Raw genomic sequence first — 24,624 nt, forward strand, 5'->3', positions numbered from 1 at the left:
CCCACAAGGGATGAAGTATTTATACTGGGAATCAACGATTAAAGAGTTGATGGGAACCCGTTAAAGAATCGCAAAATTAGGGAGAATATTGAGGCAAGATTGAGGATGCATAACGATGGGATTAAATATTGGAATTATTGGCTGTGGTTATGTGGGTACGGCGGTGGCACGTCGATGGCGGGAGTTTGGACATAGTATAACCGCTACAACAACGCGGAGCGATCGCATTCCCGAACTGCAACAGGTGGCGCAACAGGTGGTAGTGCTTAAGGGAAATGACTCAGAGGCCCTAGCATCAATGGTCCAAAACCAAGATGTCATCCTGTTAAGCATGGCCCCTTCCCGGGGAGGGGATTATCAAGAAACCTATCTGGAGACGGCGAAGACCCTAGTGCCGGTGTTGCAGCAATCCCCCCGAGTCCAACAGGTCATTTATACCAGTAGTGCTTCGGTATATGGGGACCACCAGGGGGCATGGGTGGACGAAACTACCCCCCTGATACCGGGGAATGCGAATGGGAGGGTGTTAGCGCAGACAGAGGAGGTTTTATTAACCGCACAAAGCGATCGCCTGAATGTCTGTATTCTGCGGTTGGTGGGAATTTACGGACCCGATCGCCAACTGGTGAAATTTTTTACTCGCTTTGCGGGTACGACTCGTCCGGGGAGTGGGGATTACTGGAGTAATTGGGTTCATCGCGAGGACATTGTAGAAGCGATCGCCTTTGTCTGTCTTCACCGTTGCGCCGGAATTTACAATCTGGTGAATGATCTGCCGTTGCCTATGCACCAACTAATGGATCGCCTCTGCGAGATCCACAATTTGGCTCCCATTTCCTGGGACCCCTCGGTTCCCTCCGATCGCTCTTATAATGCCCGGGTCTCAAATCAGAAACTCAAAAATGCAGGGTTTCAAATCCAGTATCCCGAAACCCTCCTGTAAGGCGATCGCCACAGATTAGGGAGTGGGTACGGGATTCCATACATCGGACAACCATCCGGTTTCTGTTCCCAACCCCTTAGAATCTATACAGAAAGCATGAGACACGCTCGCAATATCTAAAACGGCGTGTCTCTCAAGGACATAAATTTTTTCTAACCCAGGTAAATCATTATAGTCTATCTGCTGGCTTAAGCAATGCTACGAGCTTCCACGGAGGATGTGCGGGAGGTCCGGGAGGAAATCGTGGAAAGATCGATTAAACGTTCTAGCTGCTGTACTCGCTGACGAGGTTGTACCACCATTGCCGCTAGATCCGGCATTTCTTGCCAGCAATGGGGACAGAACCAATAAACACCACTATGACGAGCGTGGCGGAGTAAAGCACTAGAGCAGCAAGGGCAATTGTTCATGATTTTTAAACCTGTTTGAGAATAGAAGAAAAGTCAGTAGAAACTTGTAAAGAGAAATGTGCAGTGCTGGAAATGTACGTGATTTTACGGAAGAAATTCGGGGGCTGCGTCGGGTTAATTTCCACCCAGACGGCCTGCTTTAGAGAAGTAAAATTTATCTAAACTAAGGACGAGTCCGATAATCAATAACTGAACTAGCCAAGGTGCCAACGCAAACCCCCAAATAAAGCAAACCACCGCTGTTAAAGCTGCTAGTACAAACGGAACATCACTAGAAGCTCGTAAGTAAATCCAGACTGATCCAAAAGAGATGGTTAAGAGGGCAAGGTAGGCGGAGGGCATGGCTAGGGACTCCTGGGTACTTAATCGTTAGTACAGTTCGAGCTGAATTAAGCTCTATGATTGAAGTTAAAGCAAGAATGTGAAGATAGCGTGAAGAGAACGGGAAAAATAGAGATTTTTTTATTTTTTTTTTGAGCAAACCATTTTCCGCGAGAGTTCAGGTCTTTTTTCCCTTTTTTGGCCGCTAGAAATCAGAGAAATGGTGGAGCTATCCAAGAGGGATCGCAGAGGAGCAGCTAAGAATGAAGGGTAACGGTTTGTATTCGGGATCCCCACCCTGTCTTTTATACTCATCCAGTGTCCCCGATTGGGATGTCTAAATATTGATAAATACCGGCTTTTTTTAATCTATCTAAAGGAGGATTTAACCGCCCTAGAATCAAGGGGAAAAAATTGAGGAAGGGTTGAAGTGGGGGTCAAACATTGCTTCGGGGATCACTGGACTCGGAGTCCTGGGGTTGCTAAAGGTGCGCTTGCTTTTGCACTCAGGTTAATCTGGGGATTCCCTCTTCTTCTGCTGTATGGAAAAAGGCCGGGGAGGTCTTTTATCCCCATGAATGAGGGGAATGGGATAAAGGGGAAAAAGAGGAGGGCTACAAAGAGATTCTCGGGGCAATGGTGGAACTCCTGGGGGAGAGACAATCCGATCGCCGGAGTGATGGAGGGAGGCGTGCAAAGAAAGACTTTCCCCATCCTGGACTATAGAGGGATCGGAGCAATCGCTACCGCAGTCCCGAGGTTCTCCAGGGATAAATACCTCCTCATTTGTGCAGGGTTTAGGAAAATTTGGGCGTTAAACTGGGGGCTAATTAGATTAGAAAACCCCTGACGATAGTAGGGATGAGTGATGGTTCAAGGGAGAGAGGAACAGAGGAAAGAATGAATGAGTACCGCATAAAAGGAAGGGGGAAAAAAATTCCCCCTTCCCTGATTGGTCCGCTGGAGTCGGGAGTAAACACTGTCCGACTCGAAGGTCATTAAAACTGTAAATGAATCAAATCACAGGTCATTTGCGATCGTAAGTTCAGTCGGTTGACAGCGGTGAATATAAACAGCAAACCCTTGAGCACCTTCACTTTCGAGATCCTCAAGGTAGCCCCCTTTATAGCACTCCGCTTCTTTGGCACTCATAAAGGGTCCAAAGTAGTAAGTACAAGTTGGTTCTGCGGTAACGATTTCAATCCACCAAGCGATTCCCAGCTTTTCCAAATAAGAAGTGAAAGCTTGTTCAATCGTTTCTGCTATTTTCATCAAGGCGCTCCGCGATATATGAATCTATACTTATGAGGGTGATTGTACGCAAAAAAGAGTTTGCGAACCGCTAATCGGGACACATTTTAAAAAATAATCATAAAGAAGTTGTGAATCAATGAAAGAGCGGGGAGATTAGGGTTCCCAACCGAGGGCCGAGGCTACTTGAGCGGCTAGATTCATGGGTTCAAAGGGCTTGGCAATCACCGAGTTGACACCCAGTTCTGAAAAGCGGCGTTGATCGGCATAAAGCACTTTTGCGGTGAGCAGAATTACCGGAATTTGTTGGGTGGAGGGATTAGCCTGGAGCTTTTTAAACGTAGCAGGGCCATCCATATCCGGCATCATCACATCCAGGAGAATTGCATCCGGCTGTTTGGCTTCAGCCACCAGGAGTCCCTCATTCCCTGAACTGGCGGTGAGCACTTCCCATCCTCCAACCATTTCCAGGCTGAGTTGAGCCACTTCCCGGATATCATCTTCATCATCAATCACTAAAATACGTTTAAAACTCACGCAGACCTCCTGAAAAAAATGGATGCCCTGACTCGGACGAAGCGGGGCGAGAAATTAAAAATTACACAGGGGAGAAACCCGGGACAATGCGCGGACACCATGTCAGGATTGATCCGATCGCCCGAAGATTTAAGGGAAAATGTACCCGATTGTGCCAGGACCACAGCAAAAGATGATCTATCCTTCTCCTAGAATTCCTGTTGGAATCCCGGCATTGGCGATCGCTTGTTTGCTTGAATGCTGGAAACAGCTTCTTTATTTTAACGGGCAAGAGGGCACCCACCGGGCAACTTCCCGATCTTTAGGGGTCCGTCCAGTCCTCCAATCTGTCCCGAATCAGGCCGGGATAGAGGGAGTTGAAGGATTGAAGGGAATCACGATCGCGGTTTCAAGCGCGCAATCACCTCAACAATCGGCGACGGAGTAGCCGAATTAACCCGGGGGTCTGGGTGGGCGGGTCCCGGGTGATCCGGAGTCAATCGTTCTTCCCGGCGATCGCCTGATTCTACCGCAATCCCTGGGCCTGGGGTTGCGGTCCCCGTCCAATCGGCATTTTCCCCTTCTGAGTCCGGATTTTGTCGTTCCACCGGCAGGGTGAAATAGAACGAACTGCCCTCACCCACGATACTTTCTACCCAAATCTGCCCGCCGTGATGTTCGACAATACTCCGACAAATCGCTAATCCCAAACCTGTCCCGCCCTTATTGCGAGAATCCGAAGCATCAACTTGTTGGAAGCGTTCAAAAATTGTCTCTAGTTTATCCCGAGGAATACCCCGGCCCTGATCTTTAATCTGAAACAGCACTTCGGGAGTCTGGGAATCCAGGAAATCCAGAGACTCCGCAGAAGTGAGAGAGGCGGACAACCAAACCTGACCCCCTTCCGGGGAGAACTTGAGGGCATTACTCAGCAAATTGGTTAAAACCTGAAAAATGCGATCGGGATCCGCCCACAGTTGCACCGGAATCGGGTTCACGCAGATGGTGACCCCGGCCTTATCCGCCATTGTCCGCATGGCATCCGCTGCTAAGATCGTCAAATCCGCAGCATTGCAATACTGTTCCACCATCGTCACTTTACCGGACTGGATGCGCTCTAAATCCAGAATGTCATTAATTAAGCGCACCAAGCGATCGGTATTAGAGACCGCAATTTGTAACATTCGCCCTGCCTTTTCCGGATAGGACTCCAGCAGTCCATTCGCCAGGAGACCCAAAGACCCGCGAATCGAAGTCAACGGCGTTCGGAGTTCATGACTCACCACGGAAATGAATTCATCCTTCATCCGTTCCACCCCCTGACGTTCCGTAATATCCTTGAAGGTGAGGACCGCCCCTTTGATTTCATTTTGTTCTTGAATCGGGGTCGTGATATATTCCACGGGAAAGCTCGTCCCATCCTTGCGCCAAAACACGGCGGTGCCGTGATGAACGGACCCATCGGAAATCGCCGCATACAGCGGGGGCGCTAAACAGTCTCCACCGCCATCCCGAGGATCACCCAGGTCCTGGGGTAGAAAGTTTGACCCCAAAATCAGGGTCAGTGGTGCGCCCAACAATTCCCCCATTGAATAGCCCAACATCTTCGTAGCAGCGGGATTGATAAAAGTGGTATTGCCGCGAATATCCATGCCGCAGATGCCTTCCCCGGCGGAATTTAAAATCAACTCATTTTGATGGCGCAGACGTTCCAGGGAATCCTCGACCCGCTTGAGGTCCGTCACATCCCGGGCGATCGTGGAAACCCCGGTAATCCGCCCTGCCGCATCTTTAATCGGAGAAATCGTCAGGGAGACATAGATGGGCGAACCTTCTTTCTTCAAATGCACCGTTTCATAATGATCAATGCTTGACCCTTGGCGAATCCCCTCCAACAGACGCAACTCGCTCTCTTGGCGATCGGGCAAAATCAAAATTGAAATCGATCGCCCCTTCACTTCCTCGGCAGTATAGCCATAAATTCTCTGAGCCCCGGCATTCCAGCTTAAAATCATCCCCTCTAAGGTCTTGCCGATAATTGCATCATCGGAAGACTCCACAATAGATGCCAGACGCAGACGTTCCTCCTCCACCTGTTTGCGTTCCGTCACATCCCGCCCAATCACGACCAATCCTTTGCGACTGCCATCGCTGTGAAACAGGGGCACTTTCAGGGTATCTAAAATCACCTCAGCGCCATCAGAACAGGGAATCACTTCTTCCTGATGGGAGAGAATTCCATGTTTCCAGGCTTCCTCATCGGACTGGGCACATTCCAAAAACGCATCGCGATAAAACGAGTTTAACTCCCCTATTTCGGTATCTTTTTTCCCCTGATAATCCAAATCTTCCATGTCAAAGACTTTGAGCATCGCTTGGTTAGCTTCTAACCAAGCCCCGCGACCATCTTTAAAACAGATCGCATCAGGCATGGCATTAATTAAGGTTCGCAATTGATCTTCACTTTCTCGCAAGGCGGCCTCAGTCTGTTTCCGGTCGGTAATATCAGTTAATACACAGATCGACCCGACTCGTTGATTGTTTTCATCGGTGACTGCATCCGCCCGCAACCAGATTGAAATGGTATTGACTGGACTGGGATCGCCCCCTAGGGGTAAGACAAAAGACCGATGAGTTCGTCCGTGCATCAGCACTTCTGCACTCCAACTATTGCCCTGGTGAATCAGATTAAAAACGTCTTGACCCAAGGTGGAATCGACAAATAAAGAGGGCAGTCCACCGGCTTGGTTGAGTTCTTCGACGGTGGATTCAAATAACTCTAAAAAGGCGCGGTTATGATAGATAGCCTGCCCGGTAATATCGAGGGTGAGGACCGCATCACTGGTACTTTCCACCGCTTGGGTGACGCGGATTAAGGCTTGCTGGGCTTGTTCTCGGCGGGAAATTTCGGTTCTTAACCGTTCATTGATCCGCTGGAGTTCGGCAGTGCGATCGGCGACCAGTTCTTCGAGGTGGTTGCGGTAGAGTCGGAGTTCTTCTTCGGCTTGTTTGCGTTCAGTGATATCTTCGACTAAGCCGATCGCAAATTGCCAAGCGTTTTGAGTATCTCGCATGGAAGAGACACTTAGCCGGACCCAGACGCAGTGTCCTTGAGCATGGATGTAGCGTTTTTCCAGTTGGTAGCGATCGCGCTCACCGGCGAGGAGTTCCTGAAACAGTTGTCCGCTAATGGGTTGGTCCTCGGGATAAGTAATCGAGTCAAAGCTAAACTCCCGTAACTGAGCCTGACTATACCCCAGCATCCCTTGGAGGGCCGGATTGGTTTGCAGAAATCGTCCCTCTAAATCTGTGATTTTCATGCCGATCGCCGCCCCCTCGAAGATGGTGCGGAATCGATGTTCACTCTCCCGCAGGGCCTCTTCTGCTTGTTTGCGTTCGGTGATATCCCGGCAGGTATAAAGCAGGGTTCCGCCTTCAATCTCCACAGGTTTGACGCTCACGAGTAAGGTCTTGGGGTTACCTTGTTTATCGAGGATGGTCCGTTCCAGGTTGTGAATTTCTCCGAGGCGCTGTAGTTCTTCCTCATCAAATAGGTCATCCCCGAGGAGGTCGCTAATATGGCCCCATTGTTGAGCTTCTTGTACGGAATAGTCACAGATGAAGCGGACTGCCGGACTAATATAGGTCAGCGCCCCATTGCGATCGGTGATAAACACCGCTTCGGAGATATTGCTCAGGGTGATCCGGTGGAGTTCCTCACTGGCGCGTAAAGCGGCCTCCATCCGCTTGCGATCGCTCAAATCCCGGGCCACCGTCAGCAGGTTTAAGATACCGTTGTTTTCCCCAATCGGGGTGGCCGCTAATTCCACGGGTACGATGGTCCCATCGAGGCGCAAAAACTGTTGTTCGATAAAGGGAACCGCTTGATGTTCGCTTAAAATCTGCTCAATTCCTTCCTCCACCAGGGCGCGTTTTTCAGGATGGATGAAATCCAGGACGGGTAACCCCACCAAGGCGGACGGGGTGGCGGCCCCAAGGAGTTTGGCTCCGGCGGTGTTAATAAAGTCGATTTTGCCGCCACTGTGGACAATAATGGCTTCTGGGGAGAGTTCGACTAACCGCCGGTAACGCTCCTCACTTTTAGCCAGGGCAGATTCGGCCCTTTGGCGTTCAGCGCGATCGCGCAGGGCGACAATGCCGTATGCAAGGTCATTGGCGAGTTCTTCTAAGAGCTCAACTTCGGCAATATCAAAAGCATTGGCGGTTCCTGAATAAATCCGCAGGGAACCAAAGGTTTTGTCTTTACCAATCAGGGGCAGCGCAATGGTGGAGTGTAACCCTTGCTGAAGGGCCAATTCTCGCCAAGGGGCAAAACTCGGTTCGGTTTGGATATTTTGTACCAAGCAACATTTACCCGTCTGAATGCAGGTGCGGGTCATGCCTGCAAATTCTTGGTTCAGTTTCCAGAATGTCTGGATTTGGTGTAAATACTCCTGGGCATCTCCGGCATAGGCGGCAGGTTGCAAGGGTCGTTGTTGCCCCGATTGCGCTGGTTCTTCCGCTTCAGACAAGGCAACCCAAGCCAGTCGATAGCCCCCCGTTTCAACGATGATCCGGCAGATCTCGTGGAGGAGTTCGGATTCTTCCTGGGCACGAACCATGACTTGATTGCATTCCCAGATGGTGGTGAGGGCACGGTTGAGGGAACAGAGTTCCATTTCTACGGCTTTGCGATCGCTCAGATCATGAGCAATCACAGAAAATCCCACTAATTGTCCTTGCGGGTCTTGCAATGCCGAGAGAGTGATATTGGCCCAAAACTGCGTTCCATTCCGTCGCCTGCGCCATCCTTCATCTTCACATTGTCCGGCGGTGGCAACCAGTTGTAGTTCTTGCTGGGGTTTACCTGTAGCAATATCTTCCGGGGGATAAAAACAGGAAAAGTGATGACCGATAATCTCTGGGGAGGAATAACCCAGCAGTCTTTGTGCCCCTCGATTCCAACTGGCAATCCGTCCGGTGGAATCCAGGAGAAAAATCGCGTAGTCACGAATTTCTTCCACAAAGGCGCGGAAGAGTTGATCGTTTTGTTGTTGGTGGCGTTGTAAATAGGGGCTGCGGGCGATCGCGGATTCCCGGTGTTCGGGGGGATGATCCGCCCCAATGGAGGGGGACTCGGGATGGCTAACCCGGACTCTGGTGCTTAAGAGTTTTTCAACTCGCCACAAGAGTTCTTCGGGCTGGATCGGGGCGGCGATCGCATCGTCATATCTCCTACCTCCAAGGGGTTGAGCCTGGGTTGCGCCTTCTTCCGCTTCTGGGGGGGATTGCAAAATGCCCCACTCTCCGGGATGAATCACCAGCAACAGGGGAACATCCCCCCCGAGGCAGGGATGTCCCCCTTCCCCAGACCCCCGGTTAGCCGCCAACCCGAGGCGATCGCCAATGCACAAGTCTAGGCGATTCCAGCCCAGGCGGACTTCACCCGCCTCCCTCTCCACCGGGTTTGATTCTACCGTTACTACTTCGTAATGTTGCCCTAACTGCTGGATCAGCAGATAACGGGTGTGTTGTTCCTCGATTAGGAGCAAAATGCGGTTCATAATTCACCCTAGTGGTTGCAGCTCCGTCTATCCTGATTGTGAATCACAGTGTCGGAGGATGGAACGTTTTTCAGCCGATGGCTTCCTTTCGCTTCCTCTCTACCTCGGTTGGTCTTTGCTCTATAGAAGTTCTTTCACCCCTGGATCCGGCACGATTTCCCTGGTGCTGTTTCATAGCCCAAATTGCTCGGCGTAGACCCCCTGGGCGATCGCGCTTTTGGGTCCTGGGGTTTGGGTTAACCCCTGATCTCGATATTCCGAATCGTTCCCCAAATAAATATCGCTATATTTTTAGTTTAAATCATTCCTGTAGGGGTTAAAACTAAATTCGCCCTACATTTTCTAAGAAAGAGGGTGGCGCAAAATTGTCCAATTGAGTGAGACCCGGGAGAACTTCAGATCCTTCTTCAAACTCCCGACTCTTGCTGCTTTGTCTTTCTGTGTTTTTTACGGTTGGGGGGATTTAGCCTGTTAAGTTTTGAGGAGTTCGAGGAGTATGGAGAAAATTTGATCTCAGTTACTCTGTTTACAGTAATTTTCCCTCCCTGCTTTGTCAAGTCCGAGTTTAGAGAATCGCGATCGGTTGATCACTTAACCCTAGCTCGAAACTCGCGGAAATTGCCACTCCCCATCCCGACTTTATTGTTAATTTTTATTAAAAATAGGGGATGTTTTTTTTCCTTTCAACTGGCCTAGTTAGAGGGTTGGACCCCCTACGACTAGGGGGGTAGGGGGCAATTTCGGGAGCGCATGAACGCCCTAGAAAATTAGCAGCGTTCCAATCGCGTCAACAACACTACAATTTCATCGATCGCCGTTCTCAATATGGCCGAGGATTGGTCCGATTGATTAATGAGAATACTAAACAATAAAGTATTATACTTTGAGTTGGAAACATACCCTGATAAACTAGATACCCCCGTTAACGTACCCGTTTTGGCCCGGACCATTTGTGCTGCGGGGGTATCCCGAAATCGCGTGCGCAATGTGCCACTCACACCCGCTAAGGGTAATGCCTCCCGGTAAATGTCAAAATAGGGAGAACCCGCCATTCCTCGCAGGGTTTGTACCAGGGCTTCAGGACTCACCAAATTCCGGCGAGAGAGTCCGGAAGCATCCACTAAATCGTAACTGGTCGGATCGACTCCCAATTCAGTTAAAGCGGCTTTGAGCACTTGTAAACCCGCCTCCCGAGTCTCTTCGGGCAAAGGATTATTCCCTTTGCCTTGGGGATTTGCCCCAAGCGATCGCAACAAGACTTCTGTATAAAGATTGTTGCTTTTTTGCAAAACTTCGACGGTCATTTCAGACAAGGGAGGTGAGACGATCGCCGTTAATTCTTGCTGATTCGGCATATCTTTAAACTGGTCACTCACTATCTCCCGTCCCGTGGTAATTCCCACCCCATTCAACGCTTGGCGGAAATATCCTAAAAAGTTTTCCGCCGGTTCCGCGACAGAAATGGAAACCTCTTCTGCGGGTGCGCCGACTTGCAACTGACCCGAAACTCGCACAAGTGGTCTGCTAAACTCTCTCCCTACTGCCAAAAATTCCGGCGAATCCGTTGAAACCGTCCGGGACCGATTCTCCACCTGCCATCGGGTTTGTTCCGTGGGATTCGCCCAAGTGACTGACAACGGTTGTCCTAATCCCTGGGGAGTTAAGGTAAAATCCACGCTATTTTGATTAAAAATTAGACTGTTGACAGGTGCACCATATCCCGCCTGGACATCTTCCCATTCCCAGTTAGGATGGACGGGAGACCCGATGAAATAACTATCTTCCCCAATCAGTTCGCCAATTTGCCGGATGCCTTGTTGCTGCAATTGTTGGGCGATCGCCTCTAACTGAGTTTTCCCAATCGTCGGGTCACCCCGTCCCACAATCCGCAGAGAGTCGATGCGGTCCCCAGTTGGATTAGAACCATAAACCGAAGTGCGAATCTGAAAGTCCGGACCGAGATGATGTAATGCTGCCGCACTTGTGAGCAATTTGGCATTAGAGGCGGGAATGAAAAACTGTTCAGAATCGCGACGGTAAAGGGTGCGATCGCCTCCCCCATCTAACGTTTCTACTAAAATCCCCCACCTCGCGCGCCGCAATTCAGGACGATTGATAATCCCGGCGATCGTCGGTTCCAACTGGGACTGACAAAAGCGCGGAGGTGCAGGGGGTGAGGTTTGTCCCTTCACCGGAGACGGTAAACTGACCAATGTCAGCGTTAACAACAGCAGATTCAGCGATTTCAGGGATTTGTAAAAGCGATCGCGACTCAATCTCAACATAAGCACAAACCACAGTCCAAATAAACAACAGTGAATCCTCGGAAAAGCGCTCACTCCCAGGAAAAAGCGCCCCTTCCCTTAAAATTCAAACGCCGGGGTATTCACCCGGTTTAAACCGCAATCCGGGAGACCCCCCATAAACGCAAGCCCCAATCCCCACCTAATCACCAACCTCGGTTAAAACCCAACCCAACTTCGCTACCCCCCAAGCATTTTACCAGTTCCTCTTCGTTCGGAGTAACCCCTTCCCTCGTTAACCTCATTACCCCTCCCTACAGGTGCGGGAATTTACACTCACCCCATACACAAAACCGAACTTAACCCTCCCCTTAACTTAGATATATTTATTTCAGAAAGAGGTAAGCGATTCATACCTCAACCTAACATCAATTCTTGAGGAGGCAACCTATTATGGCACTCATTCGTTACTCCCCTTTTCGGGAAATTGACACCCTGCAACGGGAAATGAACCGCTTATTTGATACCATTTCTTCTTCCCCGGAAACTGAAAATAGCGGACTAACCTTCGTTCCTCCTGCCGAAATTTCCGAAACCAGCGATGCCATTCAATTAAAACTAGAAATTCCCGGCATGGAACCCGAGAACTTTGATGTGCAAGTCACTGCTGAATCTGTGGCAATTAGTGGAGAACGCCGGTCCCAAACCATCACCGAACAACAAGGCATGACCCGCAGTGAATTTCGCTATGGTCAATTCCGCCGCGTCATTCCCCTCCCCGCCCGGGTGAAAAATACCGAAGTGCAGGCGGAATACAAAAATGGCATTCTTCAGCTCAATTTGCCTAAAGCAGAAGAAGAGAAAAATAAAGTCGTGAAAGTGAACATTGGCTAAAGTGAGTCGAGGGGTTTGACCTTAATCAGTTCTAACCCCCTAAGCCTCCAGTAAGGTCACGGTAATTAACCCATTGGATTGACCCGATCTCTGCTAATTAGCAATCCAGTCATCATAGAAATCCAGTTTCTGGCCTTCAGGATTTTCTCAGATAACAATTCATTGGGTTTGAAGGGAACGCTTTTGAAACAAATCTCTGATCATCCGAACAATCTAATAGGGTGGATACAGGAAAGATTAGAAACCGGGTTTCTGTACCCGAACTCTGGATAAAAGCCAAAAATAAGGGCCGAAAACCCCGTTTCTTGTCCTCTGTCTGCAATAGGTAAGCAACTTTCTGGCAGGGTTTAGGTTAACCCCAAAACGTTCCGGAATTGAGTAATCTATCTTCAGAGGATTGTGAGTGCAGCCGAGTTCGATATACTGTGGAATCAGGGGAGTGTGATGGGGTAACCCGTCGCCTCCTCGATTTTCGCTAAACTCTACGGACGGATATAAATAATAACGATGTCTTTTTCTAAACTTTGTGCGAATGGGCGAACCCTTATCACTTATTTATTAATGGGGATTTGGAGTGCGATCGCCTGGTTGAACCCCCTGGGGTCTGTCTCTGCGGCAGCAACCCCCCTCTCTGCGGTGGATTCCCTCCCCGCTAACCCGGTAACGGTGGCCCTCCAACCTAAGCAAAACCTGGGAAGCGTCGGCAACTTTGTCACCGCAGCGGTTGATCTCGTCGGACCTTCCGTGGTCCGCCTAGATACTGAACGGACAATCACCCGTCGGGATGACCCCTTTTTTAATGATTCCTTGTTCCGAGAGTTTTTCGGACCAGATGTGCCAGTTCCCCAGCAAGAAGAACTGTTGCGGGGTCAGGGTTCGGGTTTCATTATCGACGGTGACGGGTTAATTCTCACTAATGCTCATGTCGTCAGTGATGCCGATCGCGTCACGGTCACCTTAAAAGATGGTCGCACATTTGAGGGGGAAGTGCGCGGAACGGATGCCGTTACCGATTTAGCAGTGGTCAAGATTGATGACCCCGGAGAACAATTACCCGTAGCACCTTTGGGAGATTCCTCACAAGTGCGAGTAGGAGATTGGGCGATCGCTGTCGGTAATCCATTTGGGTTAGATAATACGGTCACATTAGGGATTATTAGCACTTTAGAGCGATCGTCCTCCCAAGTCGGTATCCCCGATAAACGCGTAGACTTCTTACAAACCGACGCCGCCATCAATCCCGGCAACTCTGGCGGTCCTCTATTGAACGATCGCGGTCAAGTCATTGGTATAAACACCGCCATTCGTCCCAACGCCAGAGGGATTGGGTTTGCTATTCCCATCAACAAAGCTAAAGCCCTCACCGATATATTAGCCAAAGGTGAGACGGTTGCTCATCCCTTTATTGGGATTCAGATGGTCACCTTAACCCCGGATCTAGCGCGCCAAAACAATCAGGACCGTAATTCTAACTTAATCGTCCCAGAAATCAATGGCGTGTTAGTGATGCGAGTCTTGCGAGATTCCCCCGCAGAAGCCGCTAGATTGCGCCTTGGGGATGCGATCGTTGCCGTAGATGGCACCCCCATCACCAGCGCAGATCAATTGCAGCGCATCGTCGAAAATAGCGGCGTCAATCGCGACCTCCGTCTCACCGTTCAACGGGGCCCCCAAACCCTAGAACTCACCGTAAGAACCGCTCAATTGAGCAATACTCAGTGAGAATGGGGTCTGGGGTGAGGCAATTTCCCTGAAGTCCCTGGATTGCATCCATTACCCCCCCGAGTTCCTTTCTGATTCTGTTGGCGAATTACGCCCTAGCGTTGCGCCAACAGAATCTTTACGTTAGGCATCCTGAAAACCCATAAAAACAGCTTCAGTTTTTAGGTATAAATGCCCGTTCAAAAAATTGCTTTCGATAACGTCTATAAACATCAAAATCACTATCCAAAGTAGCAATAGCCGGAATATTCAGCCGTTCTGAAATAGCAATTAGAGACAAATCCGCAAAATCTCCCGGCAAATCTGCATACTGCTGATTCAGTTGAGCAATCCGCGAAAAATCTTCAGGAATCAATTGGATGCATTCATAAAGTTCTGTAGCCAGATCCTGAAGAAACTCATTTTGGGTACGCCAATCTTGACTAAGTAGCCACATAACCTCAGTAGCACAACTCACTGTAGTGACTAGATGACTTGTACATCTTTCAAAGAAGACTCTGACCTGCTGATGATAGAAATCTGTGGAACTGTAGTAAGCCACTAAAATTCCACTATCTACAATAATTAGGGGATGATAAGTCATTATGAATGATGTTGGGAATGCTGGTTCTCCAAATAATTAGCAATTGCTTTTTTTCGATTAGCCCGTTCTGATAAACCAGGCGGCGCATTCTCTAACAGATGTTCAGGATGTCCCCCCCGTCTTTGGACAATAGTTTGGCGGGGTTGTAAACTCAACCAGCGTTCTTTAACCAAGCGTTTAATCAATTCATCGCTGGTAATTTTTTCCGTTGCCAAAATTTCCACTAAACAGGCTTCCGTTTCTTGATCGAGTTCTATATTCAGCATGAATCCCTCTGATTTATGATTAATCTCTAATTATACCTGATTTACGCAAACTCCTACCCCCGATTAGAAAGTCTTCCATCTAAAATCAATAAACTGTTTTCTGTTCGTTTCCCCATCCCTCTTGAGGGGTGACCGTTCCCTCAAGCTCAGGAACTCGTTTTACTCGAAAAACAATCCGCTCTTTCATCCTCCCGACTCCTTCAGTATCAAAACAGTAAAAGCCGATAATAATCCCCCCAAAAAATGCCGGTTCTTTTTGACCCCGGTGGAGATAAAACTCACAGTCTATGAGTTCAAATGCTTTTTGACGTCTAACCGACCAATATCCGGTTTCCCACTCATCTCGCTCTGGGCAAACAGGGGTTAAGTTGTTGACGTGTTCTCGCTCAAGCAAATGAATTACTTTCATGATTGACTACCTTCAGTTTAGTTAAATTATTGGGGAAATCCCCTGAAAATATTATAGCATATTTTAGACTAAATTTAGCTAAAAATAGGAAAGTTGGCAGGGGCTGGACTGGCACTACAGCACTCCGATATCTTGCAAACAGCGCCGAGTTATCTCAAGTCTAGCCGGTCCATCTTCGGGCTGGTTAATATCAATATTAGTTGCAAAAAAATAAACATTATCTTGGGTTTCTACATAGCCCACAAACCAGCCAATATTTTGGAGTGATTCATTGCCAAATCCAAACCAACCCGTTTTAGCTCGAATGGTGTAGTCGGGAGTTTGTTCATAAATCATAATCTCTTTGACAACGGTAAGGGTCTGCTCAGAAAAGGGTAAATCATTTTCGTAGAGACGGCGCAGAAATTGCACTTGCTGTTGGGGGGTGATTTGGAGGTTTCCCTGTAGCCAAAATTGGTCTATTTCCTCCGGTGTGCCAATGTTTTGATTGCCGTAACCGACTTGGGTTATCCATTGCTGCATTCGGTCATATCCGATGCGGCGCGCTAACACTTGATAAAACCAGACGGCAGAGAGTTTAAATGCTTCTCTCAGATTCAAGTCTCGATTCCAGGTGGGAATTGCTCTAGGAATTCCATCCCAGGTTAACACTGCTAGTTCATTAGAAATAACGCCGGTTTCTAGGGCAATGAGAGAATTGAGGATTTTAAAGGTAGAGGCGGTTGGGAAGGCGGTTTGATTGCGTTGGGGGTTATGTTGCCAGAGGCGATCGCCATTTAATTCCGCAATGATTATTGAACCTTCAACCCCTAACTCTTGGAAATGTTGCCCACAGTTCAAGTTCTGGGCAATCTCTTCAGAGACTGGAGTCTCACCCCCGGAATTGGAACGGCTTGATGCAAGTTTGATGGGTGGTAATAAGGAAAAAAATAGACAACCCAACGAAACAATAATGATTGTCTTAAAATGAAATATGCGCTTCATGATTTGAGGGAATTTAATGAAATTATCGAGATGAAGGTATATTGGAGTGCATAAAGCCTACGGTATAGCTTCGCTTAACGCGTAACGTGCCGTAGGCTTCAGATCGGGTTCGATATCCTTTATGTGAGACTGACTTAAAGCGCTATATAGCACTTTAAGTCAGTCAAGTATAGATTTACGAGTTATTTCCCTGCGGCGACAGGCATTCCCAAAATATCCTCAATTCTGGGCAACTCTTCCAACGGGATAACTCGACCTTCATCCTCAAATCCTTGGATTTGGTCAAAGTTCAAATACCGATACAAATCATCTGCAAAAGGATTAATTTTCTCGGTGACAATTGCTTGGTATTCTTCCACTGTGGGAATCCGTCCGAGTAAGGCACAAACTGCGGCTAATTCTGCTGAACCGAGATACACTCGCGCATCTTTACCCATGCGATTATTGAAGTTGCGCGTTGAGGTGGAAAACACGGTTGCTCCATCCTCAACTCGGGCTTGGTTACCCATGCAAAGGCTACAACCGGGCATTTCCGTCCGGGCATTGGCGGCTTCAAAAATGTCGTAAATGCCCTCGGCTTTTAACTGTTCTTCGTCCATGCGGGTGGGAGGACAAATCCATAAGCGAACTTTGACTAATCCTGCCCCTTCTAAGACTTTGGCAGCAGCGCGATAATGACCGATATTGGTCATGCAGGAACCGATGAAGACTTCATCAATTTTATCTCCGGCACATTCGGACATTAATTTAATGTTGTCGGGGTCATTGGGTGCGGCGACAATGGGTTCTTTAATCTCGTTCAAGTCGATTTCTAGGGTTTCCACATACTCGGCATCGGCATCCGCAGACATGAGTTTTGGATTCTCTAACCATTGCTCCATTTTAGCGACCCGGCGTAGGATGGTGCGCGGATCTTGATAGCCTCGGGCGGCCATATTTTTTAACAGCGTCACGTTCGATCGCAGGTATTCGGCGACGGTTTCCTCACTCAGTTTAATGGTAGAACCGGCACAGGACCGTTCTGCGGTGGCGTCGGTGAGTTCAAAGGCTTGTTCTACTTTCAAATTTGGTAAGCCTTCCATTTCCATAATCCGCCCAGAGAACACATTCTTTTTGTTCTGTTTCTCGACGGTGAGCAATCCTTTTTGGATGGCAACATAAGGAATGGCATTGACGATATCCCGCAGGGTAACACCGGGTTGCAATTCCCCTTTAAACCGCACTAATACCGATTCCGGCATATCTAAAGGCATGACACCTAAAGCCGCAGCAAAGGCGACTAAGCCGGAACCAGCGGGGAAGGAGATTCCTAGGGGGAAACGGGTGTGAGAGTCGCCTCCAGTGCCGACGGTATCGGGGAGTAGCATCCGGTTTAGCCAGGAGTGGATGATGCCATCTCCGGGACGTAATGCCACGCCGCCTCGGGTGGAAAAGAAGTCCGGGAGTTCTTTTTGGGTGGTGATATCCACGGGTTTGGGATAGGCGGCGGTATGACAAAAACTCTGCATGACTAAATCGGCGGAGAAGCCGAGACAGGCAAGTTCTTTGAGTTCGTCGCGAGTCATGGGTCCGGTGGTATCCTGGGAACCGACGGTGGTCATGAGGGGCTCGCAGGCGGTTCCCGGACGGACGCCAGGGATGCCGCAGGCTTCTCCGACCATTTTTTGGGCGAGGGTGAAGCCTTTGCCGGTGTCGGTGGGGATTTCGGGACGGGTGAAGATGGGGCTGATGTCGAGTCCGATCGCCTTGCGGGTTTTGTCCGTCAGCGATCGCCCGACAATTAGGGGAATCCGTCCCCCGGCGCGCACTTCATCTAGGATGGTGTTCGGTTTCAGGGTGAAGTTGGAAATCACCTCTCCGGCTTCGTTGGTGATTTGTCCTTTGTAGGGATGGATGGTAATCACCATGCCGGTTTCCAGGTTGGTGACGTCGCACTCGATGGGGAGAGCACCGGAGTCTTCGGCAGTATTGAAGAAAATCGGGGCGATCGCACTGCCAAGGATATAGCCGCCAGCCCGTTTATTGGGAACGCAAGGGATATCATTGCCGATATGCCACAGCACAGAGTTAATGGCAGATTTCCGAGAGGACCCGGTTCCCACCACATCCCCCACATAGGCGACGGGATGCCTTTTGCCCTTGATTTCCGCTAGGGTTTCTAGGGCCCCGGTCATGCGGGATTCTAACATCGCTAGGGCGTGCAGGGGAATATCTGGGCGAGTGGTGGCATGAGAGGCGGGGGACAAGTCGTCGGTGTTGGTTTCCCCGGGGACTTTAAAAACGGTGACGGTGATGGTTTCCGGGACTGGAGGGCGAGAAGTAAACCATTCGGCATTCGCCCAAGAGTCGATCGCCTGACGCGCATAAGGGTTGGTTTCGGACAACTCCAGAACATCATGCATGGCGTCAAACACCAGCAGGGTTTTCTTGAGGGCATCCGCAGCAGCTTGGGCAATATCGGGTTCGCTGGATTGCAGCAAATCGATTAAGGATTGGACATTGTAGCCGCCTAACATGGTGCCGAGGAGTTCGATCGCCTCTAAGGGAGAAACCAGGGGAGAGGTGACTTCACCTTTGGCAATGGCAGTGAGGAAGCCAGCTTTGACGTAGGCAGCCTGATCCACTCCCGGGGGAATGCGATCGCGCAGCAGGTGCAGCAGGGTTTCTTCTTCTCCTGTGGGGGGATTTTTCAGCAGTTCACAGAGTTCTGAGGTTTGCTGGGCATCTAAGGGCAGGGGCGGAATGCCTTGACTGGCCCTAGATGCGGCCTGTTGACGGTAGGATTCTAGCATTGCAGGTGTCTCCTCTAACGGTATCGCTAATTTTAATGTAGGAATGGGTTGGATTTAGTAGGCACTTTGACAGGATGGGTGATTGTTGCGGGGGAGGTGAGGGTTTCTTGCCCCTTCTGTCAGCTTTCCCCGGCTGAGTCAGGTTTCGGAGGGAGGGGCGATCGCATTCAGCCGGTTCAGGAGTGACCCCTCCCCTTAACTGGAGAGCGTAACGACATTTTATGTCCGGTCCCTAGCGATCGGGTTACCGCTCAAAAGCTTATGGGTAAGTGGTTCTGGCTGTAAAGATTTATGTAGAATCCTTAACTTTGTTCGATAACTCTTACAATAATTGGAACAAGTTAAACCTCCACCCCCATCTACTGACCTCAACGGGAGGGTGAGGAGGGTTAGCCCGCTTAGGCGGTTGACATTTCATCCCGTTAGGACCGGATTTCTTGCACACTCTGATGATTTCAGGGTGACTGAGCGCGATGTTTAATTGGCAAGAAAGAGGCAAAGGGGTGTTCAGTTCTATCAGGGTGAGCTAGGTACAGCGGCTTAAAAGGTAACAAGGGTTTTCATGAACTAAAAACCCGGTGAACTATCTTTTGGCCCGAGGAACGGGCTTTTTGGTTGAAAATTGCCACAAGTTCTCTCATTCAAGCCGATGGGCTTGAATGAATTTTAATTAAAACGTTTTACAAAAGGTCCACAGAATATTAAGATTAATTAAAAAATGTTCATACAATTTATAAGATGAGATGGGCACAGAGTTTCCCAACGAGCGGGAAGGAGTGAGGATGAGCTTAGTGGAACAGAACGAAGAGATAGAATGGATAAATGAAGCGCAGAAAAAGCAGAAATTAGAACGCCCACGGGTCAAGGAGGAAGCTACCCTGAGTTATATCAACCCGGATGGGTCTATGTCGAGTGATTTACCTGTCTCACTAGAGATTTGCGGGACGAACTGTCTGTTTGAGGCGATCGCCGAACGGATTTCTGTGCCGATCGCCTTGGTCAATTCTACTGAAGGCAAGATCGTCTATGTTAATGATTGCTTTCGCGAACTTTTCGGCTTTAAAGGCACTGAGCCGATTAATCGCAACCAAGAGTGTTTTTATTATAACTTAACCGAAAGAAAAAAATTACTCGATACCCTCCAGCTTCAAGGGGTCATCAAGAACTATGAACTGGTGGCGAAGAAAGCGGATGGGCGGCCCTTATGGGTGAGTGTCTCCATTGAGGCATTGACCGTGGGAAAAGAACTCCTCTACTTTACAACTTTCAAAGACATTAGCGAGTTTAAGGAAGTCGAGAATATCCTAGAATCTCTCGACAATGGAAAAGCCCCGGTGACGGGGGAGCAGTTTTTTCCCGCTTTGGCTTCTTATCTGGGGTCATTGTTGGGGATGCGCTACGTCTTTATTGGAGAGGTGGTGGGGACCAAAGCTTCTGTGGTGAAAGTTCGGGCATTCTGGGAGGGAGGCGAACTGACGGGTCCCGGATGGAATGAGCAATTGTGCGAACTCGAATATCCCCTCGCCGGGACCCCTTGGGCCAAAGTCCTGCAATGTGGAAGCAACTGGATTGCTGATAATTTTAAGTCGCATCTGTCTCCGGGCAACCCCTTGGGCAAGCTGGAAGCTTGTAGCTATTTGGGAGTCCGATTGGTGGATATGAATGGCAAGCCGATCGGGTTAATGTGTGGATTCGATGATCATCCCTTAATCGACGTTCATCGCGCACAATTGGTCTTGAGTATCTTTGCGGGACAGGCAGCGGCAGAACTCGATCGCCAGCGCACACAACGGGCATTGCAACAGAGTGAAGGGAGATTGCTGGCTGCTTTTAAAGCGGCCAAAATGGGGGTTTGGGAGTGGGATTTACAATCAGGAAATGTTACCTGGTCGGATGAAGTTCACGCCATTTTAGGAGTTGAAAAGGGCAGCTATAACCCCACCCTGGCTACTTATATTAAGGCAATTCAACCGGAAGACCGTTCCCTTGTCCAAAGCAGAATTGTCCAGGCGATCGCGGCTAAAACCAACTACGAAAGTGAATACCGCATCCTGCATGGTCACACCACCTCTATCCGCTGGATTGTCAGTAAAGGAGAAGTCCTCTGCGACAGTACCGGAAAAGTTGTGCGGTTGATTGAAACCCTGACCGATGTCACGGAACGTAAGCAAACTCAGACGGCTTTAATTGAATCGGAAGCCAATTTAAGAGCCATTTTCAATTCATCGGCTCAATCCATCGTTTTAATTGACCGTCATTATAGAATTAGAGATGTTAATAAAACCGCCCGAGAAACGGTTAAAATATTATGGAATAAAACCATTCAACCCGGAGATTTTGCCTATGAATATGTGTCTAATAATGGGTTAAAACTCTTTAATCAAAGTTTTCATCAATGCCTTCAAGGAATGCCTATTCAACTTCAACAGAAAATTTTTGGAAATACAGGAACTGAATACTGGTTTGAAATTAATGGGCAACCTATCTTTGATGAAACCAATCAGATTATTGGTCTTTGTCTGAGTGCCTTTAATATTACAGAACAAAAAAATGCCGTAGAGGCTCTGGCTAAAAGTGAAAAACGCTTTCGGTCTTTAGTCCAGAATTCATCGGATATTATTACCATTTTAGAAGCGGATGGAACGATTCGATACCAAAGTCCATCGGTGGAAAGAATTCTGGGCTATAAACCCCAAGATTTAATTGGGGACAATGGGTTTAATTACATTCACCCAGAAGATAAAGCCGGGATTTATACTCTTTTTAATGAAGTCTTGGAAGAACGAGGGGGGGTAGTTGAGAGTGAGTTTCGCTTTCTTCATGCCAGCGGCAAATGGGTCACCCTAGAGTCAGTAGGTAGCAACCTCCTTGAAGAACCGGGAATCGCCGGATTTGTGATCAATTCCCGGGATGTCACTGAACGCAAAGAACAAGAAGAACGCCTGCGACTCTTTGAACGCGCGATCGCCGCTAGTAGCAATGGTATCGTTATCTCTGAGTATAATAAAGATAATGCCGTGGTGTATGTCAATCCCAGTTTTGAAAAAATGACGGGGTATTCCTACGCCGAAGCCACGGGACGCAACTGCCGATTCCTGCAAGGACGCGATCGCCATCAACCGGCATTACAAGAATTGCGAAATGCCATTAACACCGGACAAGATTGCAAAGTTACTTTACGCAATTATCGCAAAGATGGAACCTTATTTTGGAATGAACTGAGTTTATCTCCCGTAGAAAATGAACGGGGGGCAATTACCCATTATATTGGCGTTCAAACCGACATCAGCGATCGCAAGCGGGCGGAAGAAGAACTCATTCATCAAGCCTATTATGACCCGTTAACCGGACTGCCGAACCGGGCCTTTTTAATGGAACGACTCCGAGAAGCCAGCGCCCGCAAAAATCAGCAAAGCGATCGGCAATTAGGGGTTTTATTTATCGATATTGACCGATTTAAACGAGTCAATGATAGCTTAGGTCATGCAGTGGGCGATATGCTGTTAATTGCGATCGCCTTCCGCTTAGAACGCTGTCTACATTCTCAAAATACCATTGCTCGTCTTGGGGGCGATCATTATGTCATTCTATTAGAAGATGTCCAAGACATTGAGCAGGTTAGCGAAGTCGCCGAAAAAATTCACCAACAGCTTAAAGCACCCTTTACCTTTGAAGGACACGCTGTCTTTATTACGGTTACTATTGGCATCGCCCTCAGTTCTATTGAACATGAAGTGAGTGCCGATTTACTCCGGAACGCCGATATCGCCATGTATCGTGCCAAACGCAGTGGCAAAGCTCGAACTGCTATCTTTGATAAGGCGATGCATGACCATGCCGTGCAGCTATTACAGTTAGAAAATGATTTGCGGCGAGAACTCCATGAAGCCGAAACTCTCAATCAAACCTCCCTCCGACTTGCCTATCAACCCATCGTATCTTTATTCGATGGGAAAATAGTCGGATTTGAAGCCTTGTTGCGTTGGCATCACCCTCAACGAGGCTTCATTCCCCCCAGCGAATTCATTCCCCTAGCAGAAGAAACGGGCTCAATTGTCCCATTAGGTCTTTTAGTCCTGCGGGAAGCTTGCCGACAACTCGTGGAATGGCAAACCCGATTTACCCCCCTCCGTCAAAGCGGCAGCTTAAAAATGAGCGTCAATTTATCCGGCAAACAATTCCTACAACCGGATTTAGTGGAACACGTTGATCGCGTCCTCCAAGAAACAGGTCTCGACCCGGCTTTCTTAAAGCTAGAAATTACCGAAAGTGTCTTAATTGAAGATACCCAAACGGCGAATCAAACCCTGTGGAAACTTAAAGAACGAAAAATTCATTTATCTTTGGATGACTTTGGTACTGGCTATTCTTCCCTTTCTCATTTAGCTGAATTTCCGATTGATACCTTAAAGATTGATAAATCCTTTGTGCAACGAATTGGCACGGAAGGTAAAAATTTAGAAATCATCCAGGCGATCGTTACTTTAGCCCACGGTTTGGGAATGGATGTCACCGCAGAAGGGGTGGAAACTGCTGAACAACTGGCAGAACTCAAATCTCTGGGTTCTGAAGATGGGCAAGGTTATTTTTTCTCTAAACCCTTATCCGCTGAAAATGCCACCCTGTTACTCAGACAGTCTCTCTAATAAATCTGTTGCAGGAGTCTAAAAATGGCGGCTTTTTAGACTCCTGCAATAAGCCCTTCCGGGTGGTATAAACTTGGGTTGTTGGCATCACTTAACGGCTAAAATCGTCCGGTTATCGTTGGGTTTCCATCCAAGTTAGACAGTGTTGAAGTTCTTCCTGCATTTGCTTGGCATTGTCTGCATGATAGCGCCGACCATGCCCGGGCAGGACCCACTCAAAAGAGTAGTCTTTTAACTTGTGTAGGGATTTAATTAATTCCGGCCAAGAATACCAACAAGCATCACGAAAAGCAATCAATTGATTCAGTCGATTGGACCAAGCTAAACAATCGCCGGTAAATAGAAATTGGTTTTGATAGAGCAACACTGTATGGCCTTTGGTATGTCCGGGAACGGGAATAATTAACATATCGGATTCGAGTTCAATGGGTTCATAGCCGGTAAGCTGAATTTCCACATCCCGAGTTCGGGGATTGATTTCATCTTGATGTAGGATGCGATCGCAGCCAAAATGTTCAGCAAATTTCTGATGATCGGCCACATCATCCTGATGGGTTAAATACAAATACCGAATCCCTCCCAGTGATTCTAACTTCTGAACTAAAGGGGGAGAAAACCGGGGTGAATCCACCAAAATATTTCCCTCGGGTCTGTAAATTAAATAACTCGCCGCCCCAAAAGAACTCTCCGCATGATACCCACAATGATAAATATTGCGGTCAACTAACAAGGGAAAACTCTCTTGGGCTTGTTTGATATCTTTGGGCTTATCTACGGTCCCAATTGAAGCCGTGGGACAGGCTAAAAGGGCTTGTAAAGCTGCCAAGCGTTGAGCGTCAGTTTGCGGTTGGTGATAAACTGCCGATTGCTCATGGTCACGGTGAAAGATATCTGGAGCCATCCAGCGGCAAGTATCGCAATCAATGCAGGTGGTATCTACATAGAAATCACCACTAACATTTTCAGTCCGTCGTAATTGTTGATTTGCCATGATTTTACTCTAATTTATTCTAAAGTTGAGAGGGGAGATTTGATTCTGTAGAACCGTTTTAAATCCAATCGTTACGGCCAGGGAATCTT

General features: G+C 48.5%; 16 protein-coding genes. 4 read left to right on the top strand and 12 right to left on the bottom strand.

The window, feature by feature from the left end:
• The first annotated feature begins 115 nt into the window (after window positions 1–115).
• Complete coding sequence (locus NG796_RS12465) at window positions 116–943, top strand: SDR family oxidoreductase (protein WP_261207119.1); 828 nt, start codon at window positions 116–118, stop codon at window positions 941–943.
• 188 nt (window positions 944–1,131) lie between these two features.
• Here NG796_RS12465 and NG796_RS12470 read toward each other — a convergent pair whose 3' ends face one another.
• The 6 genes from NG796_RS12470 to dacB form a co-directional block, all read right to left on the bottom strand.
• Window positions 1,132–1,353, bottom strand: a complete 222-nt coding sequence (locus tag NG796_RS12470; RefSeq protein ID WP_261207120.1) for a hypothetical protein — start codon at window positions 1,351–1,353, stop codon at window positions 1,132–1,134.
• Between the two features lie 114 nt (window positions 1,354–1,467).
• The gene (locus NG796_RS12475; RefSeq protein WP_261207122.1) at window positions 1,468–1,695 is read right to left on the bottom strand and encodes a hypothetical protein; all 228 of its coding nucleotides are present in this window, start codon (window positions 1,693–1,695) and stop codon (window positions 1,468–1,470) included.
• Between the two features lie 999 nt (window positions 1,696–2,694).
• Complete coding sequence (locus NG796_RS12480; protein WP_261207124.1) at window positions 2,695–2,946, bottom strand: DUF1816 domain-containing protein; 252 nt, start codon at window positions 2,944–2,946, stop codon at window positions 2,695–2,697.
• A gap of 135 nt (window positions 2,947–3,081) precedes the next feature.
• A complete protein-coding gene (locus NG796_RS12485; protein ID WP_261207126.1) occupies window positions 3,082–3,462 on the bottom strand; it encodes a response regulator in 381 nt (126 codons plus the stop codon).
• A 374-nt stretch (window positions 3,463–3,836) separates the two neighbouring features.
• Entirely contained in the window at window positions 3,837–9,005 is a 5,169-nt protein-coding gene (locus tag NG796_RS12490; protein ID WP_261207127.1) for a PAS domain S-box protein, read from the bottom strand.
• A 767-nt stretch (window positions 9,006–9,772) separates the two neighbouring features.
• Window positions 9,773–11,290, bottom strand: coding sequence for a D-alanyl-D-alanine carboxypeptidase/D-alanyl-D-alanine-endopeptidase (gene dacB / locus NG796_RS12495; RefSeq protein ID WP_261207128.1), 1,518 nt, complete (start codon window positions 11,288–11,290; stop codon window positions 9,773–9,775).
• A gap of 411 nt (window positions 11,291–11,701) precedes the next feature.
• Here dacB and NG796_RS12500 point away from each other — a divergent pair, with 411 nt between their 5' ends.
• Both NG796_RS12500 and NG796_RS12505 read left to right on the top strand, forming a co-directional pair.
• The gene (locus NG796_RS12500) at window positions 11,702–12,142 is read left to right on the top strand and encodes an Hsp20/alpha crystallin family protein (RefSeq protein ID WP_261207129.1); all 441 of its coding nucleotides are present in this window, start codon (window positions 11,702–11,704) and stop codon (window positions 12,140–12,142) included.
• Between the two features lie 507 nt (window positions 12,143–12,649).
• On the top strand, window positions 12,650–13,864 hold the full coding sequence (locus NG796_RS12505) for an HhoA/HhoB/HtrA family serine endopeptidase (protein WP_261207131.1): 1,215 nt from the start codon (window positions 12,650–12,652) through the stop codon (window positions 13,862–13,864).
• A gap of 154 nt (window positions 13,865–14,018) precedes the next feature.
• Here the strand turns inward: NG796_RS12505 and NG796_RS12510 are convergent, their stop codons facing one another.
• From NG796_RS12510 to acnB, 5 genes are all read right to left on the bottom strand, one after another.
• Window positions 14,019–14,447, bottom strand: coding sequence for a type II toxin-antitoxin system VapC family toxin (locus NG796_RS12510; protein ID WP_261207133.1), 429 nt, complete (start codon window positions 14,445–14,447; stop codon window positions 14,019–14,021).
• Window positions 14,447–14,713 carry a hypothetical protein gene (locus NG796_RS12515; protein ID WP_261207134.1) on the bottom strand — a complete coding sequence of 89 codons (267 nt, stop codon included), beginning with the start codon at window positions 14,711–14,713 and terminating at the stop codon, window positions 14,447–14,449. The genes NG796_RS12510 and NG796_RS12515 overlap by 1 nt, the downstream gene beginning before the upstream one ends.
• Window positions 14,714–14,798: 85 nt before the next feature.
• Window positions 14,799–15,122, bottom strand: a complete 324-nt coding sequence (locus NG796_RS12520) for a hypothetical protein (protein ID WP_261207135.1) — start codon at window positions 15,120–15,122, stop codon at window positions 14,799–14,801.
• A gap of 114 nt (window positions 15,123–15,236) precedes the next feature.
• Window positions 15,237–16,106, bottom strand: coding sequence for a class D beta-lactamase (gene blaOXA, locus NG796_RS12525; RefSeq protein WP_261207136.1), 870 nt, complete (start codon window positions 16,104–16,106; stop codon window positions 15,237–15,239).
• Window positions 16,107–16,288: 182 nt separating this feature from the next.
• A complete protein-coding gene (gene acnB / locus NG796_RS12530; protein ID WP_261207138.1) occupies window positions 16,289–18,898 on the bottom strand; it encodes a bifunctional aconitate hydratase 2/2-methylisocitrate dehydratase in 2,610 nt (869 codons plus the stop codon).
• A 782-nt stretch (window positions 18,899–19,680) separates the two neighbouring features.
• On the opposite strand from acnB, the gene NG796_RS12535 reads away from it, so the two are divergent.
• Window positions 19,681–23,544, top strand: coding sequence for a PAS domain S-box protein (locus tag NG796_RS12535; RefSeq protein ID WP_261207139.1), 3,864 nt, complete (start codon window positions 19,681–19,683; stop codon window positions 23,542–23,544).
• Window positions 23,545–23,656: 112 nt separating this feature from the next.
• Here the strand turns inward: NG796_RS12535 and NG796_RS12540 are convergent, their stop codons facing one another.
• Window positions 23,657–24,535: an MBL fold metallo-hydrolase gene (locus NG796_RS12540; protein WP_261207140.1), complete on the bottom strand. Its 879-nt coding sequence runs from the start codon at window positions 24,533–24,535 to the stop codon at window positions 23,657–23,659.
• Window positions 24,536–24,624: the final 89 nt, after the last annotated feature.

This window comes from Laspinema sp. D2d (assembly GCF_025370755.1).
GTDB lineage: Bacteria > Cyanobacteriota > Cyanobacteriia > Cyanobacteriales > Laspinemataceae > Laspinema.

Coding starts and splice junctions, on each gene's coding strand:
- dacB (WP_261207128.1), bottom strand. CDS start 11,290: ATGTTGAGATTGAGTCGCGATCGCTTTTACAAATCCCTGAAATCGCTG.
- acnB (WP_261207138.1), bottom strand. CDS start 18,898: ATGCTAGAATCCTACCGTCAACAGGCCGCATCTAGGGCCAGTCAAGGC.
- NG796_RS12535 (WP_261207139.1), top strand. CDS start 19,681: ATGAGCTTAGTGGAACAGAACGAAGAGATAGAATGGATAAATGAAGCG.
- NG796_RS12510 (WP_261207133.1), bottom strand. CDS start 14,447: ATGACTTATCATCCCCTAATTATTGTAGATAGTGGAATTTTAGTGGCT.
- NG796_RS12470 (WP_261207120.1), bottom strand. CDS start 1,353: ATGAACAATTGCCCTTGCTGCTCTAGTGCTTTACTCCGCCACGCTCGT.
- NG796_RS12505 (WP_261207131.1), top strand. CDS start 12,650: ATGTCTTTTTCTAAACTTTGTGCGAATGGGCGAACCCTTATCACTTAT.
- NG796_RS12540 (WP_261207140.1), bottom strand. CDS start 24,535: ATGGCAAATCAACAATTACGACGGACTGAAAATGTTAGTGGTGATTTC.
- NG796_RS12475 (WP_261207122.1), bottom strand. CDS start 1,695: ATGCCCTCCGCCTACCTTGCCCTCTTAACCATCTCTTTTGGATCAGTC.
- NG796_RS12490 (WP_261207127.1), bottom strand. CDS start 9,005: ATGAACCGCATTTTGCTCCTAATCGAGGAACAACACACCCGTTATCTG.
- blaOXA (WP_261207136.1), bottom strand. CDS start 16,106: ATGAAGCGCATATTTCATTTTAAGACAATCATTATTGTTTCGTTGGGT.
- NG796_RS12520 (WP_261207135.1), bottom strand. CDS start 15,122: ATGAAAGTAATTCATTTGCTTGAGCGAGAACACGTCAACAACTTAACC.
- NG796_RS12480 (WP_261207124.1), bottom strand. CDS start 2,946: ATGAAAATAGCAGAAACGATTGAACAAGCTTTCACTTCTTATTTGGAA.
- NG796_RS12500 (WP_261207129.1), top strand. CDS start 11,702: ATGGCACTCATTCGTTACTCCCCTTTTCGGGAAATTGACACCCTGCAA.
- NG796_RS12515 (WP_261207134.1), bottom strand. CDS start 14,713: ATGCTGAATATAGAACTCGATCAAGAAACGGAAGCCTGTTTAGTGGAA.
- NG796_RS12465 (WP_261207119.1), top strand. CDS start 116: ATGGGATTAAATATTGGAATTATTGGCTGTGGTTATGTGGGTACGGCG.